The 15,842-nt window shown below is 61.5% G+C and carries 17 protein-coding genes; 5 read left to right on the forward strand and 12 right to left on the reverse strand.

Translation table 11 applies throughout. From position 1 onward, the window contains the following. Window positions 1-22: 22 nt before the first annotated feature. From AN189_RS05135 to mnmA, 4 genes are read right to left on the reverse strand one after another with little or no spacing between them, the layout of a single operon-like run. Window positions 23-1,024 (reverse strand): alpha/beta fold hydrolase, encoded by a 1,002-nt coding sequence (locus AN189_RS05135; protein WP_056031980.1) that lies wholly within the window; start codon window positions 1,022-1,024, stop codon window positions 23-25. Beyond that, complete coding sequence (metA, locus tag AN189_RS05140; RefSeq protein ID WP_056031983.1) at window positions 1,008-1,931, reverse strand: homoserine O-succinyltransferase; 924 nt, start codon at window positions 1,929-1,931, stop codon at window positions 1,008-1,010. Before metA ends, AN189_RS05135 begins: the two co-directional genes overlap by 17 nt. Window positions 1,932-1,968: 37 nt before the next feature. Further along, a complete protein-coding gene (locus AN189_RS05145; RefSeq protein ID WP_056032195.1) occupies window positions 1,969-2,832 on the reverse strand; it encodes a hypothetical protein in 864 nt (287 codons plus the stop codon). Between the two features lie 50 nt (window positions 2,833-2,882). Further along, a complete protein-coding gene (gene mnmA / locus AN189_RS05150; protein ID WP_056031986.1) occupies window positions 2,883-4,022 on the reverse strand; it encodes a tRNA 2-thiouridine(34) synthase MnmA in 1,140 nt (379 codons plus the stop codon). Between the two features lie 123 nt (window positions 4,023-4,145). On the opposite strand from mnmA, the gene AN189_RS05155 reads away from it, so the two are divergent. The 4 genes from AN189_RS05155 to recG all read left to right on the forward strand — a co-directional run bounded on the left by AN189_RS05155 (window position 4,146) and on the right by recG (window position 9,751). Further along, window positions 4,146-4,424 (forward strand): DUF1153 domain-containing protein, encoded by a 279-nt coding sequence (locus AN189_RS05155; RefSeq protein WP_056031990.1) that lies wholly within the window; start codon window positions 4,146-4,148, stop codon window positions 4,422-4,424. A gap of 89 nt (window positions 4,425-4,513) precedes the next feature. Beyond that, the gene (gene ctrA / locus AN189_RS05160; protein WP_056031993.1) at window positions 4,514-5,227 is read left to right on the forward strand and encodes a response regulator transcription factor CtrA; all 714 of its coding nucleotides are present in this window, start codon (window positions 4,514-4,516) and stop codon (window positions 5,225-5,227) included. A 175-nt stretch (window positions 5,228-5,402) separates the two neighbouring features. Then, on the forward strand, window positions 5,403-7,664 hold the full coding sequence (gene ligA / locus AN189_RS05165) for an NAD-dependent DNA ligase LigA (protein ID WP_056032199.1): 2,262 nt from the start codon (window positions 5,403-5,405) through the stop codon (window positions 7,662-7,664). Further along, window positions 7,661-9,751, forward strand: coding sequence for an ATP-dependent DNA helicase RecG (gene recG / locus AN189_RS05170; RefSeq protein WP_056031996.1), 2,091 nt, complete (start codon window positions 7,661-7,663; stop codon window positions 9,749-9,751). Before ligA ends, recG begins: the two co-directional genes overlap by 4 nt. Here recG and AN189_RS05175 read toward each other — a convergent pair. The 5 genes from AN189_RS05175 to AN189_RS05195 are packed head-to-tail and all read right to left on the reverse strand — an operon-like array spanning window position 9,748 to window position 14,436. Next, a complete protein-coding gene (locus tag AN189_RS05175; protein ID WP_056031999.1) occupies window positions 9,748-9,846 on the reverse strand; it encodes a hypothetical protein in 99 nt (32 codons plus the stop codon). The two genes, recG and AN189_RS05175, sit on opposite strands and share 4 nt — an antisense overlap. Before the next feature lie 9 nt (window positions 9,847-9,855). Further along, window positions 9,856-10,434 (reverse strand): TIGR02281 family clan AA aspartic protease, encoded by a 579-nt coding sequence (locus AN189_RS05180; RefSeq protein WP_056032002.1) that lies wholly within the window; start codon window positions 10,432-10,434, stop codon window positions 9,856-9,858. Window positions 10,435-10,450: 16 nt separating this feature from the next. After that, window positions 10,451-11,077 (reverse strand): MarC family protein, encoded by a 627-nt coding sequence (locus AN189_RS05185; protein ID WP_056032005.1) that lies wholly within the window; start codon window positions 11,075-11,077, stop codon window positions 10,451-10,453. 23 nt (window positions 11,078-11,100) lie between these two features. After that, a complete protein-coding gene (locus AN189_RS05190) occupies window positions 11,101-12,954 on the reverse strand; it encodes an ABC-F family ATP-binding cassette domain-containing protein (protein WP_056032008.1) in 1,854 nt (617 codons plus the stop codon). A 42-nt stretch (window positions 12,955-12,996) separates the two neighbouring features. Then, window positions 12,997-14,436 carry a sodium:alanine symporter family protein gene (locus AN189_RS05195; RefSeq protein WP_056032207.1) on the reverse strand — a complete coding sequence of 480 codons (1,440 nt, stop codon included), beginning with the start codon at window positions 14,434-14,436 and terminating at the stop codon, window positions 12,997-12,999. A gap of 135 nt (window positions 14,437-14,571) precedes the next feature. On the opposite strand from AN189_RS05195, the gene ndk reads away from it, so the two are divergent. Beyond that, window positions 14,572-14,994 (forward strand): nucleoside-diphosphate kinase, encoded by a 423-nt coding sequence (gene ndk / locus AN189_RS05200; protein WP_056032011.1) that lies wholly within the window; start codon window positions 14,572-14,574, stop codon window positions 14,992-14,994. A gap of 32 nt (window positions 14,995-15,026) precedes the next feature. Here ndk and AN189_RS05205 read toward each other — a convergent pair whose 3' ends face one another. From AN189_RS05205 to AN189_RS19100, 3 genes are all read right to left on the reverse strand, one after another. Beyond that, window positions 15,027-15,410 carry a DUF4112 domain-containing protein gene (locus tag AN189_RS05205; RefSeq protein ID WP_056032014.1) on the reverse strand — a complete coding sequence of 128 codons (384 nt, stop codon included), beginning with the start codon at window positions 15,408-15,410 and terminating at the stop codon, window positions 15,027-15,029. Continuing rightward, entirely contained in the window at window positions 15,407-15,580 is a 174-nt protein-coding gene (locus AN189_RS18715) for a YqaE/Pmp3 family membrane protein (protein ID WP_083484250.1), read from the reverse strand. Before AN189_RS18715 ends, AN189_RS05205 begins: the two co-directional genes overlap by 4 nt. Window positions 15,581-15,648: 68 nt before the next feature. Next, window positions 15,649-15,795: a hypothetical protein gene (locus AN189_RS19100; RefSeq protein WP_157057381.1), complete on the reverse strand. Its 147-nt coding sequence runs from the start codon at window positions 15,793-15,795 to the stop codon at window positions 15,649-15,651. Window positions 15,796-15,842 lie beyond the last annotated feature (47 nt).

Genomic DNA, 15,842 nt, shown 5'->3' on the forward strand with positions numbered 1-15,842 from the left:
CCACATTGCCCGGTGTCGGGGGTCAGCGCAATCCGGCGCGGCTGGCGGCCCGGTCGATCGCGGCAATCGCTGCATCTGGGTCGATGTGATGCGGCATGTGACCGACGCCGGGCAGGCGGGTCAGATTGGCTGACGGCACGATCTTGATGACCTCTTCGGCGTGGATGTCGATGGGGACGGTCGTGTCCTCGAGCCCGTGCAGGATTTCGATCGGCAGCGTCAGTTCCGGATAGCGCTGCGCCATCTCGACGACATGGGGGCGCAGCGTATTGACCTGTCGCGCATTTGCGCGGAACGAGTCCGCCCGTAGCGTCAGGGGGGCACCGATGAATGCGCCATAGCCCTCGGGCGCTGGGTTCGGCGCGAATGTCGCGGTGATCGCGTCGTCAACCGTCCCATTCGGCACAAAGGCCGCAATCAGCGGCACGACCACGGCACCGCCAAGTGCTGACCCGTTGACCGTGTAGTACAGGCCCAGATCGCCGGGCCATGGCATCGTGACGCCGGCAAAGCTGACCATCGCCGCGGCATTCACCGGATCATCACTGTCCAGCCCCATCAGCGACCACTGATAGGCGACGATCCCGCCAAAGCTGTGGCCGACGACAACCGGATCATTGATGCCCAGTTGCCCCGCCGCCTGGCGCAGCATCATGGCCTGTTGCAGCGGGCTTTCGCCGGCGCTGGCCAGCGCCCCGTCGGGCAGACCCGGAAAACGGTCGGTGTATCCCAGGCCCGGACGGTCAAACGCCGTCACGCGGTAGTTTTGCGCCAGCTTGTCGAACAGGTCGAACTTGAAATCCCGCAGGTTGCCGCCAGCCCCGTGGATCAGGACGACATCGGGTCCGCTGCCAGCCTGCAGGTAATGCACCCGCGCGCCACCATCGACCGTGACGAATTCACCCAAGGGGGGATAGTCGCGCTCTGCGGCGGCGGTGCGCATGGTCGATGTGCATCCCGTCACGATGCTGCCAAACCCGACCGCAAGGGCCGCCCACGTCAGTGCTTTAACGGCCAATTGCATTCAGGTCATATTCCGTCGTCTGGTAAATCTGGTTGATCCAGTTGCCATATAGAAGGTGCGCATGCGACCGCCACCTGTTTTGCGGCGGCCTCAACGGATCGTCATCGGGATAGTAGTTCACCGGCACGTTGATCGGGGTGCCCTGTGCCACGTCGCGGTCGTATTCCTGTTTCAGCGTGTCTGTGTCGTATTCGAAATGGTTGAACACATAGAGCGCGCGATGGGCCGGGTCCTCGACCAGCGCGGGACCGGCATGGGGGCTGGTGATCAGCGTGCGCAACCCGTTCGCCGCGTCCACGTCGGCCTGCCGCATTTCGGTCCAGCGGCTGACCGGCATCACGCAATCGTCCGAGAATCCGCGCAGATAGGGCGAGGCCGGATCGGTGACGGTATGGCGGAAACAGCCGAACATCTTGGTGTCCAGCAGGTGTTTGGGCACGCCGTGAAAGTGGTTGATCATCGCCATGCCACCCCAGCAGACGCCGAATGTCGAATGCACATGCGTCTGGGTCCAGTCGAACACCTGCTGCAATTCGGACCAATAGGTGACATCGGTGAAATCCAGATGTTCGATCGGGGCGCCAGTGATGATCAGACCGTCGAATTTCTCGCCGCTGGCCGCGACTTCGGAAAATGGACGGTAAAAGGTTTCCATGTGATCCGCGGCGGTGTTTTTTGTCTGATGTTCCGACATGCGGATCAGTGACAGTTCGATCTGCAAGGGAGTTGCCCCGATCAGCCGGGCAAACTGGTTTTCGGTCGCGATCTTTTTCGGCATCAGGTTCAGCAGCGCGATGCGTAGCGGGCGAATGTCCTGACGGTCTGCGGCGTCATCGGCCAGCACCATCACGCCTTCTGCATTCAGAACGCTGTAGGCGGGCAGATTGGATGGCAGTTTGATCGGCATGGTCTATTCCCCGGTGAAGGCGGCACAGATAGGCGCGTCAGCCGCGCGCCTCAAGGGCTGTGGCAATCATCGCGTCAAAGCTGGCCGCGTCATGCACCTGCATCACGTCCGACATGCCAACCGTCAGGCCCCAGTTGTCGGCCATCGCGCGATAGCGTGGCTGGCGATGATTCAGCGCCTTGGCAAAGGCCCAGCGGATGAACGTATCGGGATCAACCTTGTCCGGCGCCACATCAAATTCGCTCAGGTATGCGTTCCAGGTGTCCAGCAAGAAGACCGGGTCATAGGACATCGGTTTGGGTTCACGATCAAACCGGCGCACCAGTTCGTCGATATGTTCGTCCGACCCTTCGATCCAGACCATCAGCGTGCGTGCCGACAGGGCGGTCATGATCGGATCGCGGGGATTATGCGCATCAACCCATTCACAGATCGACCCGCCGGTGTCGCAGACGAAATGGGGGTATTGGTACAGGTCGTGTGACCGGTCGATGAAATGGCCCGTGTCCATCAGGGCCGCGACCTCGGCCAGCTGGAACTGATCCTGACGCCGGGTGTATTCGTCCCAGGGCAGGCCGCCACGGTCAGGATCACCGGGTTTGCCCAGATAGGACGACATCGGCTTGAGATCGTTGAACGAGATGTTCGACCCGATGTAGATGCTGTCCGACCGCAAGAGGTCGCGCAGAAACGGCACTTTCATCGCCTCGCGCTTGGCATTGTCCGCGATCAGCTCGCCCATGTAGCGTGTGCCGATGCGGTAATCGATGGAATAGTGAAACCAGTCACCCGTCGCACGCAGCATGGAGGACAGATAGGTTTTACCAAGCCCGGACATCCCGAAAAACAGGACACGTTTCTGCGGGGCGTTCAGCCAGTCGGATGCGGTTTTGTAAATCATGACCTTGGCATATTTCACGCAAGCCGCGGATGCCAGACCTGATCGGGGCGTCAGTAGCCCCGCCAGATCCAGCCGCCGCCCAGCACGCGGGTGCTGTCGGGGTCATAGAACACGCAGGCCTGGCCTGGGCTGATGCCTTCTTCGGCGACCAGCAGTTCGATTTCCGCCTCTGTATCGGAAATCGGGCGCAGGATTGCGTCGGTCGGCGGCTTGGTGGACCGGCATTTCACCGCGATCTGGCGCGTGCCACCGGCCAGAAAACCGCCGTCACCCAGCCAGTTGATTTCACGCAGCGGCACCTTGCGGGTGGCCAGCAGGTCCTTGGGGCCGACGATCACCTGCCGGGCCGCGACATCCAGTTTCACCACATACAACGGGTCAGCCAGACCACCGATGCCAAGCCCACGGCGCTGGCCGATCGTATAGTGGATCACGCCGTTATGCTGGCCCAGCACGCGGCCGTCCGTGTCGACGATATCACCCGGTTCAGCCGCACCGGGGCGCAGTTTTTCGATCACGGCAGCATAGTTGCCGTTGGGGACGAAACAGATGTCCTGACTGTCGGGTTTGTCCGCCACGCTCAGCCCGTATTTCGCGGCCAAAGCGCGGGTTTCTTCCTTGGATTTCAGATGCCCCAAGGGGAACCGCAGATAGTCCAGCTGTTCGGGGGTGGTGGAAAACAGGAAATAGCTTTGATCCTTGGCCGCATCCGCCGCGCAATGCAGTTCCGCACCCTGCGCACCCATCTTGCGCTGGATATAGTGGCCGGTCGCCATGCAATCGGCGTCCAGATCACGGGCTGTTTCCAGCAGGTCCTTGAATTTCACCCGTTCATTGCACCGAATGCAGGGGACAGGGGTCGCACCAGCCAGATAGCTGTCGGCGAATTCATCCATCACCGCCTCGCGAAAGGTGTTTTCGTAATCCAGAACGTAATGGGGGAACCCCATTTCTTCGGCAACGCGGCGCGCATCATGGATGTCACGGCCCGCGCAACAGGCCCCTTTTTTCGCCAAGGCCGCGCCGTGATCATAAAGTTGCAGCGTAACGCCGACCACGTCGTAGCCTTCTTCGGCCAATTGTGCTGCCACGACGGAACTGTCCACGCCACCCGACATCGCGACGACCACGCGGGTCTGTGCGGGCGGCTTTGCAAAACCGAGGCTGTTGAGCGTCTGATCGAGAGGCATGTCGCACCACCTGTATGGACAAGGGTTGTCAATAGGGCCTTGGCCCTACACCCGCTTGCGCTGGCTTACCAGTCTTTAAATGTTTTCGCCCAGTCTCTGCGCGATCAACAAAAGGACAACGCGATGTATCTACGCAAAATCAACGGCCCGCGGTCCGTGACATTGCCTGACGGTTCCATTCTGACCCGGGCCGATCTGCCACCTGCACGCACGCGTCGCTGGGTCGCGTCACGCAAGGCCAAGGTCGTGTCGGCCGTGACCTACGGGCTGCTGACGCGCGACGATGCGCTGACCATGTATGACCTGTCGGACGAGGAATTCACGGAATGGGAAAACGCGCTGACCATCCATGGCAAGGACGCCCTGAAAACCACCGCCTTGCAAAAATATAGACAACCATGACGTGCGTGATGCACACTTTTAAGGATACGCTAATCGCTCGTTAACGATTCCGGGGCAGGTTGCTGGTGCACAGATGAACGGAGAACCGTATGCGAGTCCTACTGATTGAAGACGACCCCACCACGTCCAAGAGCATCGAACTGATGCTGAGCCATGCCAATCTGAATGTCTACGCGACCGATCTGGGCGAGGAGGGGATCGATCTGGCAAAACTCTATGACTATGACCTTGTGCTGCTGGACCTGAACCTGCCCGACATGACCGGCTACGATGTGTTGCGCCAATTGCGCCTGGCCCGCATCGATACCCCCATCCTGATCCTGTCAGGCGATGATGACACCGACAGCAAGCTCAAGGGATTCGGTTTTGGTGCTGACGATTACCTGACCAAACCCTTCCACCGCGAGGAACTGGTCGCACGGATTCATGCGATCATTCGGCGGTCCAAGGGGCACGCCCAATCCATCATCAAGACCGGTTCGATTGCGGTCAACCTGGACGGCAAGACAGTCGATGTCGATGGCAAGACGGTCCATCTGACCGGTAAGGAATATCAGATGATGGAATTGCTGTCGCTGCGCAAAGGGACGACCCTGACCAAGGAGATGTTCCTCAATCATCTGTATGGCGGCATGGATGAGCCGGAACTCAAGATCATCGACGTGTTCATCTGCAAGCTGCGCAAGAAGCTGAGCGAGGCGACCGGCGGTGATAATTTCATCGAAACCGTCTGGGGGCGCGGATATGTCCTGCGCGATCCGGAGGTGCGCCAGGATCATGCGGCGGTGGCGGTCGGCGCCTGATGTCGGGTTCTGTCCCGGCGCATGATGACTGCAGTCGGGACGGCCCGGAAATACCCTGAACAGGCGCGTCAAATCTGGACGCCATGCACTGCGGCCCCTAGGTTCACGGCAAGGTCCGCAACGACGGGCAACCAGTTTGACAGGGGGTCCGATGGGACAGCGCGATACGGCCGGGATGGCCAATCCGATCACGGCGGTTCCGGTCGGCGACCTGACCGCGGACGATGCGGCGCGCGAACTGGCGGAGCTGGCCCGGACACTTGCGCAGGCCAATCTGGCCTATCACCGCGATGATGCACCTGCGATCGACGATGCCACCTATGACGCACTCAAGCGTCGCAATGCGGAAATCGAGGGCGCTTTTCCGGACCTCAAACGCGCTGACAGCCCCAGCGAGGCTGTTGGTGCCACCGTGGCCGATGGATTCGGCAAGGTCACCCATGCGGTCCGGATGATGTCGCTGGGCAATGCCTTTGCGACCGAAGATGTGACCGATTTTGACGCAGGCATCCGGCGATATCTCAACCTTGGTGGGGATGCAGCACTACGCTATACCGCCGAACCCAAGATCGACGGTCTGTCACTGTCCGTCCGATACGAGGATGGTCATCTGGTGCAGGCCGCCACGCGCGGTGACGGTGCGGTCGGCGAAAACGTGACCGAAAACGCAAGGACCATTTCGTCGATACCTCACCGGTTGACCGGCGCGCCGGCCGTGCTTGAGGTGCGTGGCGAGGTCTACATGACCCACGCGGATTTTGCAGCACTCAATGAACGCCAGACGGCCGCCGGGGCGAAACCCTTTGCCAATCCCCGCAATGCAGCGGCAGGATCGCTGCGCCAGTTGGATCCCGACATCACCCGATCGCGTCCGTTGCATTTTTTCGCCTACGCCTGGGGCGAGGTGTCGGCCCCGCTGGCGCAGACCCAATCGGGTGCGATCGCGCGGCTGGCTGAGCTGGGCTTTGCGACCAATCCGCTGACGCTGACCTGTGAAACCCCCGATGACCTGGTGGCACATTATGACCGCATCGCCGCCGACCGTGCCGCCCTGGGCTATGATATCGACGGCGTCGTCTACAAGGTTGACGATCTCGACTATCAGCGCCGTCTGGGGTTTCGATCCACCACGCCGCGGTGGGCCATCGCGCACAAGTTTCCTGCCGAACTGGCCTGGACGCAGGTTGAATCCATCGACATCCAGGTGGGCCGCACCGGTGCGCTTTCGCCGGTTGCGCGGCTGACACCTGTCACGGTCGGTGGCGTCGTGGTGTCGAACGCCACCTTGCATAACGAGGATTACATCGCCGGGCGCAGTGCGGACGGTAGCGAAATCCGCGGTGGAACAGATATTCGCGTTGGCGACTGGGTCGAGGTTTACCGCGCGGGCGACGTCATTCCCAAGGTGTCCAGTGTCGATCTGTCCCGCAGGCCGGAGGATGCGACGCGCTACGACTTTCCGACACGATGCCCCGAATGCGGATCGGATGCGGTGCGCGATGACGGCGACGCGGTCCGTCGCTGCACGGGCGGTCTGATTTGCCCCGCGCAAGCGATTGAAAAGCTGCGCCATTTCGTCAGCCGCTCTGCCTTTGACATCGAAGGGCTCGGGGCGAAACAGGTCGAATATTTCTTTGCCGATGAGATACTGCCCGTGCGCGAGCCTGCGGATATCTTTACCTTGCGTGCGCGCAATGCGGCAAACCTGGCCAAGCTGGAAAACCGCGAGGGTTTTGGCAAGACAAGTGCGAACAACCTCTTTGACGCCATTGATGCGAAACGCGCGATCCCTTTGAACCGCTTGATCTTTGCGCTGGGTATCCGCCATGTCGGGGAGGTGGCAGCGGCCGATCTGGCGCGGCATTTCCTGACATGGGATGCCCTGATGCAGGCGGTGGATCAGGCCGGGCCAGCCGCCCAGGCACATCTGGCAGCCGATGCCGCAGAACAGGCGGAACGGCAGGCTGCGACCGCGGAAAATCGCCGGGCGCGGATCAAACCCGTACGTGATGCCCTCTGGACTGATGTAGAGACACAGGCCCGTGCCGCCTGGGACGATCTGGTCGGGATCGACGGCATCGGTGCCTCTGTTGCCGTATCGCTTGTCACGACATTTCAGCAAGAAAAGGAAAGAGCGTCCATCGCGCGGCTTGTTGCGGAACTGACCGACATCGTGCCCGTTGCAGCGCCTGCAACCTCGGGCAGCCCCGTTGCGGGCAAGACCGTGGTCTTTACCGGCACGTTGGAAAAGATGACCCGCGCCGAAGCCAAGGCCCGCGCCGAGGCCTTGGGGGCCAAGGTTGCAGGATCGGTCAGTGCCAAGACCGACATCCTGATCGCGGGGCCGGGTGCGGGATCAAAGGCGGACAAGGCGGCCAAACTGGGCGTCCAGACCATTGACGAGGACGCCTGGCTCGCGCTGATCGGCGACGCATGAGCCAACGTCCAGAGAGCCTGTTTCCGCTGTTTGCGGCCCTGCCGACCCTGGCGGGGATTGGGCCAAAATCAGCCAAGGCGTTGGAACAGATCGGTGTCCGGACCCCGCGCGATCTGCTGATGACCTTGCCGGTGTCAGGTGTCGACCGCCACCGGCGTGCCAGTATCGCAGAGGTGGTCCCGCCCGCTGTCGCTACGGTTGAGGTGATGGTCGGCCAGCATTATCCCCCCAGCACCAAGGGGCGCCCCTACCGGATCGCGGTCCGTGACGAGGCTGTGGATTTCACGCTGATCTATTTTCACGCGCGCGGTGATTATCTGCAAAAACTCTTGCCGACGGGACAGCGGCGCATCGTGTCTGGCAAGGTCGAATTATTCGACGGGATCGCGCAGATGACCCATCCCGATCACATCGTCCTGCCTGATGAGGGGGACGAACTGCCCGCGTTCGAACCTGTTTATCCGCTGACCTCTGGTGTGACGCAAAAGCTGATGTTCAAGGCGACGCGTGACGCCTTGTCCAAGGCACCCGAATTGGCGGAATGGATTGATCCATCACTCAAACAGCGAGAAGGCTGGCCGGATTGGCACAGCGCCCTGACGGCCGCCCATGCACCGCAGGCAACGACAGACCTGTCGCATATGGCCGTGTCGCGCGTGCGTCTGGCCTATGATGAGCTGTTTGCCCACCAGCTTACACTCGCGCTGGCGCGGGCGCAGGTGCGGCAGAAACCGGGCCGTGTCAGCGCGGGAGATGGCAGGTTGCGCAAGCGTGTCCTTGCCGCCTTGCCCTATCGCCCGACGGGGGCGCAGACCCGTGCCATTGCAGAAATCGCCGCTGACCTGGGCACACCGCAGCGGATGAATCGCCTGCTGCAAGGTGATGTGGGTGCCGGCAAGACGCTGGTCGCCCTGATGGCCTTGCTTGTCGCTGTGGAGGCAGGCGGGCAGGGTGTCATGATGGCCCCGACCGAAATCCTCGCCCGGCAGCATTTGCAGGGGTTGCGGCCACTGGCCGAAAAAGCCGGTGTCGTGCTGGAAATCCTGACCGGCCGCGACAAGGGACGCGAACGGCAGGCAAAACTTGCCGCCCTTGCAGCGGGCGATATCCAGATCCTTGTGGGCACCCATGCGGTGTTTCAGCCTGACGTGCAGTTTCACGACCTGCGCCTTGCGGTGGTGGACGAACAGCACCGGTTTGGCGTGACCCAGCGGATGGAACTTGGGTCCAAGGGGCAGGCGGTTGATGTGCTTGTGATGACCGCGACGCCGATCCCCCGATCACTGTCGCTGACGCAATTCGGTGAAATGGACCTGAGTGTGCTGGACGAAAAACCGCCAGGACGCACACCGGTGACGACAGCGCTGGTTTCGACCGAGCGGATGGACCAGGTGGTAGACCGCCTGCGCACCGCCGTGGCAGAGGGGCGTCAGGCCTATTGGGTATGCCCACTGGTCGAGGAATCAGAGGTCAGCGACATGACCGCCGCCGAAGAGCGGTTCAAACGATTGCGCAGCGCGCTGGGTGAGGGCGTTGTGGGGCTGGTGCATGGTCAGATGCCACCGGCGGACAAGGACGCGGCGATGGCGCGATTTGCCGCTGGCGAAACCAAGGTGCTGGTTGCGACCACGGTGATCGAGGTCGGCGTGGATGTGCCCAACGCATCGATCATGGTGATCGAACGCGCCGAAAGTTTCGGTCTGGCGCAGTTGCATCAGCTGCGCGGGCGCGTCGGGCGCGGGGCTGCGGCCTCGACCTGTTTGCTGCTGTATCAGGCACCGCTGTCGAAAACCGGCGAACGGCGCCTCGCGATCCTGCGTGAAACTGAGGACGGTTTCGTCATCGCCGAAGAGGACCTTGCGATGCGGGGGGCGGGCGACATGATCGGGACCGCGCAATCGGGCCTGCCGCGATTTCGCATCGCCGATCTGGAACGGCAGACGGCGCTGCTGGAACTGGCGCGGTCAGACGCACGCAAGCTGTTGCATGACGATCCTGACCTCGAAACTCCGCGCGGCAAGGCGGCGCGCGTTTTGTTGTGGTTGATGGAACAGGACCGGGCGATCCGTCTGATTTCAGTGGGTTAGAACGCGAAGGTCGCGTCGAAATCCTCTGGCAATTCGGGTTGCGGGGCGCAGGCCGCAAGGCCCAGCATCAGCGTGAACAGCAAGATCAGGCGCATGGAAAGATCCTATCGCGTCAGGACCAGTTCGCCATCGCGAATCTGGATGTTTGAAAATCGGCTGAGGTAGGACATGCCCAGCAGGGACCCGAACATGTCACCACCATTGACCACGGCGGGGACACGGGTTTCGGTTACATCGCCCAGCGTGACCCGGTCCAGCGTCACGGGGGCGGTTTGCACGATGCCGTTTGCGGTGCTGGCACTGCCCAGATAACGCAATGTGTCAGGGTCCAGACCGATGCGCTGTGCGTCCTGCTGGCTCAGGACGATCTGCGATGCGCCGGTGTCGATGACGAAATCCACGGGCACGTCGTTCACACCCAGCCGGATGTAATAATGCCCGTCCGCCTGTTGAGGCAGCACGATGTCACCGCCGCTGGTCACCGATTGCCGAGGCAGCACATCCCGGCTGATATCGCCCCATAGGCCGATCGCGCCGATTGCCCCGATAAAGATCAGGCCCCAGATGCTGGCCTGTTGGGCCACCTTGCCCATGCGGCCCCGTTGACTGACGAGGTAGCTGACAAAGATCGCCCCACCCATCAGGGTGAGAAAGGTCGCCTGCATGATCTGGTCAGTGCTCATACCGCAGATATAGGGCTCAGCCGCCCAGACCGAAACCCCGCAGACCGTCCAGAATGAACTGCACGGCCAGGGCGGCCAGCAGCATCCCCAGCAGGCGGGTCACCACGTTGATACCCGTTTTGCCCAGCAGGCGTTCCAGCAATCCTGCTGCCATGAACAACACAAAGACGATGCCGATTACCAGCACCATGATGCCCAGCACTGCGCCAAAACCGAGTGCGCTGTCGGTCTGGCCGGTCAACAGAATGATCGTCGCAATACTGCCGGGGCCCGCGATCAATGGAATGGCGATGGGATAGATCGACGGGTCGGAATCAGGGTCGACATGGTCTGACGAATTGTCCTCGCGGCGGGCCTGCCTGCGTTCGAACAACATGTCGAGCGCGGTCAGAAACAGAAGAACGCCGCCAGCGATCCGGAAGGCAGGCATGGAAATGCCGATGAAATCCAGCAAGGCCTCGCCCGAAAAGGCAAAGATCAGCAGCAAGCCGATCGATACCAGACAGGCGCGGATCGCGATGGCCTGCCGCTGACGACGGGTCATGCCTTGGGTCATGGCCACGAACAGCGGTGCCAGTCCCAGCGGGTCGATCACGATGAACATGGCGGTAAAGGCCGTGATGAGCGTGGGAATATCAGTCATGTCTCACCCTCGCAGGTCTCGTTTCAGGCCTTTTCGGCCTTTTCCAGTTTTTCCAATGCCTGCATCCACATCGTCTCGGCGCGGGACAGGCCGTCCATGACCTCGGCGTATTTCTTGTTCCAGGTCGCAAGTTCGCCAATGCGCGTATCATCATACAGTGCCGGATCGGCCAGCTTCTTGGCCAGCTTGTCGCGCATGTCGTTGATTTTCGTCACGCGTTCCTCGGCCTTGCGCGCCTCTGCACGCAGCGCGAGGATTTCGTCGCGTGTGGGTTTGCGCACCTTGGGGGCGACAGGCTTTTCGACCTTGGCGGGTTTGTCCGGGGTCAACAGCAGTTTGCGATAGCTGGCAAGGTCGTCGTCATAGGGTTTGACGTGCCCGCCTTTGACCAGCCACAGACGGTCGGCGACCATCGACAACAGGTGCATGTCGTGGCTGACAAGGATGACCGCACCGGTGTAGGCGGTCAGCGCCTCGACCAGCGCCTCGCGGCTTTCGATGTCGAGGTGGTTGGTCGGTTCGTCAAGGATCAGCAGATGCGGCGCGGGCAGGGTGGCCAACAGCAGCGACAGACGTGCCTTTTGCCCGCCTGACAGACGCCCCACGGCGGTTTCGGCCTGATCGGCGCCCAGACCAAAGCCTGCCAGCCGTGCACGCAGTTTTGCCTGACCCTCTTCGGGGCGTTCGCGGAACAGGTGGTCCAGCGGCGTTTCTTCAATCCGCAGCTCGTCCACCTGATGCTGGGCAAAGAAACCGATGCGCAGCTTGTTGGAACTGACCATCTTGCCGCGCGCGACCTCCAGCCGGCCGGACAGCATCTTGGACAGGGTCGATTTGCCCTCGCCGTTGCGGCCCAGCAGGGCGATCCGGTCGTCCTGGTCGATGCGCAGGTTCAGGTCGTGCAGGATGATCTGGTTGCCATAGCCGACGGCAGCGCCTTCGGTTGCGATGATGGGGGGCGACAGTTCCTCGGGCTCTGGAAAGGTGAACACGGTGCGTGCCGCGTCCGCAGGCACGCGGATGGTTTCCATCTTTTCCAGCGCCTTCACGCGCGATTGCGCCTGTTTCGCCTTGGATGCCTTGGCCTTGAACCGGTCGACAAAGGCTTGCAGGTGTTCGCGCTTGGCATCCTGCTTTTTCGCAGCAGAGGTCAGCAGCGCGATTTTTTCAGCGCGCTGGCGGGCGAATTGGTCGTATGGGCCAGTGTAGTAGGTCAGCCCCTTGTTTTCGAGGTGCAGAATCCCGCCCACGGACCGGTTCAACAACTCGCGGTCGTGGCTGACGATCAGCACGGTATGGGGGTATTTGCCGATATAGGCCTCGAGCCACAGCGCACCCTCAAGGTCGAGGTAGTTCGTCGGTTCGTCCAGCAGCAGCAGGTCAGGTTCGGAAAACAGCACGGCGGCCAGCGCCACGCGCATCCGCCAACCACCCGAGAATGCAGAACAGGGCATACGCTGTTCTTCGTCGGTGAACCCAAGCCCCTTGAGGATGGTGCTGGCGCGGGCTTCGGCGCTCCATGCGTCGATATCGGTCAGACGGACCTGAATGTCCGCGATGCGGGTCGGGTCAGTGGCGGTTTCCGCCTCGGCCAACAGGGATTCCCGTTCGGTATCGGCGCGCAGCACCGTGTCGATCAGGCTGACCTCGTTGCCGGGAACCTCTTGGCTGACGCCACCGATCTTCCAGCCGCGCGGCATGTCGATCGTGCCGGTATCCAGCACCATTTCACCGCGAATGATGCGGAACAGCGTGGTCTTGCCGGTGCCGTTACGCCCCACCAATCCCACCTTGTGGCCCGTGGGAATGGTGACGGTCGCGCCCTCCAGCAGGGTGCGGCCTTCGACGGAGTATGTGATGTCAGATATTTTCAGCATGGGCGGCGCATAGCAGAGGCCCCGCCCATGTGAAAGTGGTCATCATTCGCGTTCGGCGGCGACGTCGCGGTTCCAGATCGTAGGGTCGATCCCCTTGTCCAGATCGGGGTGATCGGCAAACCGGAACAGTGGTTCCTTGCCCGCTTTGCGCTGCTTGAAATAATCGATGGTCAGCGCGCGCACGGTGCCGGACAGGATCACGATGGCCACAAGGTTGATCGTCGCCATCACGGCCATGCTGGCATCGGCAAAGTTGAACACCGTGGATACCGGCTGCACGGCCCCCCAGATCACCATTGCCATCGCCGCGACCTTGAGGATCAACAGCGGCATCCGCCCGCCAAGCCCCAGAAACTCCATCGCGTTTTCGGCATAGGAATAGTTGCCGATGATCGAGGTAAAGGCAAAGAACAGGATGGCGATGGCGATGAACGCGGGTCCGGCGGCACCGATGTGCGCGGACAGCGCGTTTTGCGTCAGCACCATGCCTTGCGCCCCATCGGGTCCATAGTCGACGACGCCGGACAACAGGATCATCAGTGCGGTTGCGGTACAGATCACCAGCGTGTCGATGAACACGCCCAGCCCTTGCACCAGTCCCTGACTGGACGGGTGATGCGGGTCCGGCACGGCCGTTGCCGCGATATTGGGCGCAGAGCCCATGCCGGCCTCGTTGCTGAACAGACCACGTTTCACGCCGTTCATCAGGGCCGCCATGATTCCGCCGGTGAAACCGCCGGCCGCCTGTTCGAACCCGAACGACGATTTCACGATCAGGGCGAACATGGCCGGCACCTCGGTGATGTTGGCGACCAACACGTAAACTGCGACGAGGATATAAATCCCCGCCATGGCAGGCACGATGCGTTCCGCGACCTTTGCAATCGACCGGATCCCGCCAAAGATCACGATACCGGCCACGGCCGCGAGGGCCACACCGGTGGCAATTCCCGGCACACCAAAGGCGGCGGTCATCGATTCGGAAATCGAATTGGACTGCACGGCAGAGAAGATCAGGCCAAAGGACAGGATCAGGCAGATCGAAAACGCGTAGCCCATCGCGCGGCTGCCGACGCCGTTGGCCATGTAGAACGCAGGGCCGCCACGGTATTGGCTATCGGCGTTGCGCACCTTGTAAAGCTGGGCGAGCGTCGATTCCGCATAGGCCGTGGCCATGCCGACCAGTGCCACCATCCACATCCAGAAAATCGCACCGGGTCCGCCCAGATAGATCGCGACGGCCACACCCGCGAGGTTGCCCGTCCCGACGCGGCTGGCCAGTGAAATTGTCAGCGCCTGCAACGGCGAGATGCCAGAGGGCGAGGTGTTGTTCGACCCGATGATGACGCGGAAATATTCGGGAAAATGGCGAAACTGGATAAACCCAAGGCGGATCGTGAAAAACACGCCGACCCCCAGCAATCCCCAGACCAGAACATAGCCCCACAGGATACTATTCAAAAAATCGACAATGAGGGTCATGGTTTTCTCCCTTTGGTTGTTTTCCATCGCATGGCACATCGGGGCTGCCATGGAAATGTGATTGCCCGCTTTTCAGCGGGGCGGCTGCATGGTAGGGCCGCGCCAGAAATGCATTTCATCTGAAAGAGGCTAAACATGGCTGTTGAACGCACCCTGTCCATCATCAAACCCGACGCCACCAAGCGCAACCTGACTGGCAAGATCGTTGCCAAGTTCGAGGATGCTGGTCTGCGCGTCGTCGCATCCAAGCGCATCCACCTGACGCAGGCGCAGGCCGGCAAGTTCTACGCTGTTCATTCCGAGCGTCCGTTCTTTGGCGAACTGACCGAATTCATGGCGTCCGGCCCGGTTGTGGTGCAGGTCCTCGAGGGTGAAGGCGCAATCGCCAAGAACCGCGAAGTCATGGGTGCAACCAACCCCGCAGACGCCGCAGCAGGCACCATTCGTGCAGAGTTTGCTGAATCCGTCGGCGAAAACTCGGTCCATGGGTCTGACTCTCCCGAGGCAGCGGCAGAAGAGATCGCATTCTTCTTCTCCGGCCTCGAACTGGTTGGCTAAATAAAGAGGGCGGACGCAATGGTCTGCCCTGTTCAGGCTGTTTGAAGGGGGCTGTTCCGTTCGGGGACGGCCCCTTTTTCATGCAGATGTGCGCGCAGGATCGCGACGTTGCGGCGGTTGGACTTGAACTTGGCGTCGAAAAGGTCGCCGATGACAGGCACCGATCCGACCAGAACATCCAGTGCGGTGTTCAATCCCATGCGCCCCATGACATGCGGGGCAGCGCCCAGACGCTTGGCCTCGGCCAGAATGATCAGGGCGGGGATCAGGGTCAGCGCATCACCGATCCCCGGCACAAGGCCGATGATCGCATCATAGCCGACGCGCATCCCGACCACGGGGATCCGGAACGCGCTGTCCATGCTGTGCGCCAGTTTCTCCAGCCGCGCCAGCCGCTGTGTGTGCGTCCGGGTCATGCGCCAACCGGTTCGGCGCGGGCCATCAGCCAGATCGCATGGACCAGACCGGGCACATAGCCCAGGATCGTCAGCAGCACGTTGATCAGGAACGCCTTGCCAAAGCCTTCCTGGATCAGGACGGCCAATGGGGGCAGAATGATTGCGAGCAAAATCTTGAGAAGTTTCATGATTGGTCTCCGTTGGTTCACCTCACCAATGCGTGAGCCCCCCAATCGGTTCCAGATCGTGTCACATCTCAGATGCTGGCGTAGTCCTGAAACCGGAACGTGACCGGCTGGGACGTGCCCGACGGGGCCTGCCGTTGTGCCGCGGTCTGTGTCTGACCGGATTGTGCGGATTTTTCGTTGGGTGTCGTGGAGTTGGTGTCTGTATGCGTAGCCATTGGAGTCCCTTTCGGCCGCTGTTCCCCCCCACAGGCACAGCCTGCGG

The sequence above is a fragment of the Loktanella sp. 3ANDIMAR09 genome (assembly GCF_001420005.1).
Classification (GTDB): Bacteria; Pseudomonadota; Alphaproteobacteria; order Rhodobacterales; family Rhodobacteraceae; genus Loktanella.

Coding starts and splice junctions, on each gene's coding strand:
- AN189_RS05135 (WP_056031980.1), bottom strand. CDS start 1,024: ATGCAATTGGCCGTTAAAGCACTGACGTGGGCGGCCCTTGCGGTCGGG.
- metA (WP_056031983.1), bottom strand. CDS start 1,931: ATGCCGATCAAACTGCCATCCAATCTGCCCGCCTACAGCGTTCTGAAT.
- AN189_RS05145 (WP_056032195.1), bottom strand. CDS start 2,832: ATGATTTACAAAACCGCATCCGACTGGCTGAACGCCCCGCAGAAACGT.
- mnmA (WP_056031986.1), bottom strand. CDS start 4,022: ATGCCTCTCGATCAGACGCTCAACAGCCTCGGTTTTGCAAAGCCGCCC.
- AN189_RS05155 (WP_056031990.1), top strand. CDS start 4,146: ATGTATCTACGCAAAATCAACGGCCCGCGGTCCGTGACATTGCCTGAC.
- ctrA (WP_056031993.1), top strand. CDS start 4,514: ATGCGAGTCCTACTGATTGAAGACGACCCCACCACGTCCAAGAGCATC.
- ligA (WP_056032199.1), top strand. CDS start 5,403: ATGGCCAATCCGATCACGGCGGTTCCGGTCGGCGACCTGACCGCGGAC.
- recG (WP_056031996.1), top strand. CDS start 7,661: ATGAGCCAACGTCCAGAGAGCCTGTTTCCGCTGTTTGCGGCCCTGCCG.
- AN189_RS05175 (WP_056031999.1), bottom strand. CDS start 9,846: ATGCGCCTGATCTTGCTGTTCACGCTGATGCTGGGCCTTGCGGCCTGC.
- AN189_RS05180 (WP_056032002.1), bottom strand. CDS start 10,434: ATGAGCACTGACCAGATCATGCAGGCGACCTTTCTCACCCTGATGGGT.
- AN189_RS05185 (WP_056032005.1), bottom strand. CDS start 11,077: ATGACTGATATTCCCACGCTCATCACGGCCTTTACCGCCATGTTCATC.
- AN189_RS05190 (WP_056032008.1), bottom strand. CDS start 12,954: ATGCTGAAAATATCTGACATCACATACTCCGTCGAAGGCCGCACCCTG.
- AN189_RS05195 (WP_056032207.1), bottom strand. CDS start 14,436: ATGACCCTCATTGTCGATTTTTTGAATAGTATCCTGTGGGGCTATGTT.
- ndk (WP_056032011.1), top strand. CDS start 14,572: ATGGCTGTTGAACGCACCCTGTCCATCATCAAACCCGACGCCACCAAG.
- AN189_RS05205 (WP_056032014.1), bottom strand. CDS start 15,410: ATGACCCGGACGCACACACAGCGGCTGGCGCGGCTGGAGAAACTGGCG.
- AN189_RS18715 (WP_083484250.1), bottom strand. CDS start 15,580: ATGAAACTTCTCAAGATTTTGCTCGCAATCATTCTGCCCCCATTGGCC.
- AN189_RS19100 (WP_157057381.1), bottom strand. CDS start 15,795: ATGGCTACGCATACAGACACCAACTCCACGACACCCAACGAAAAATCC.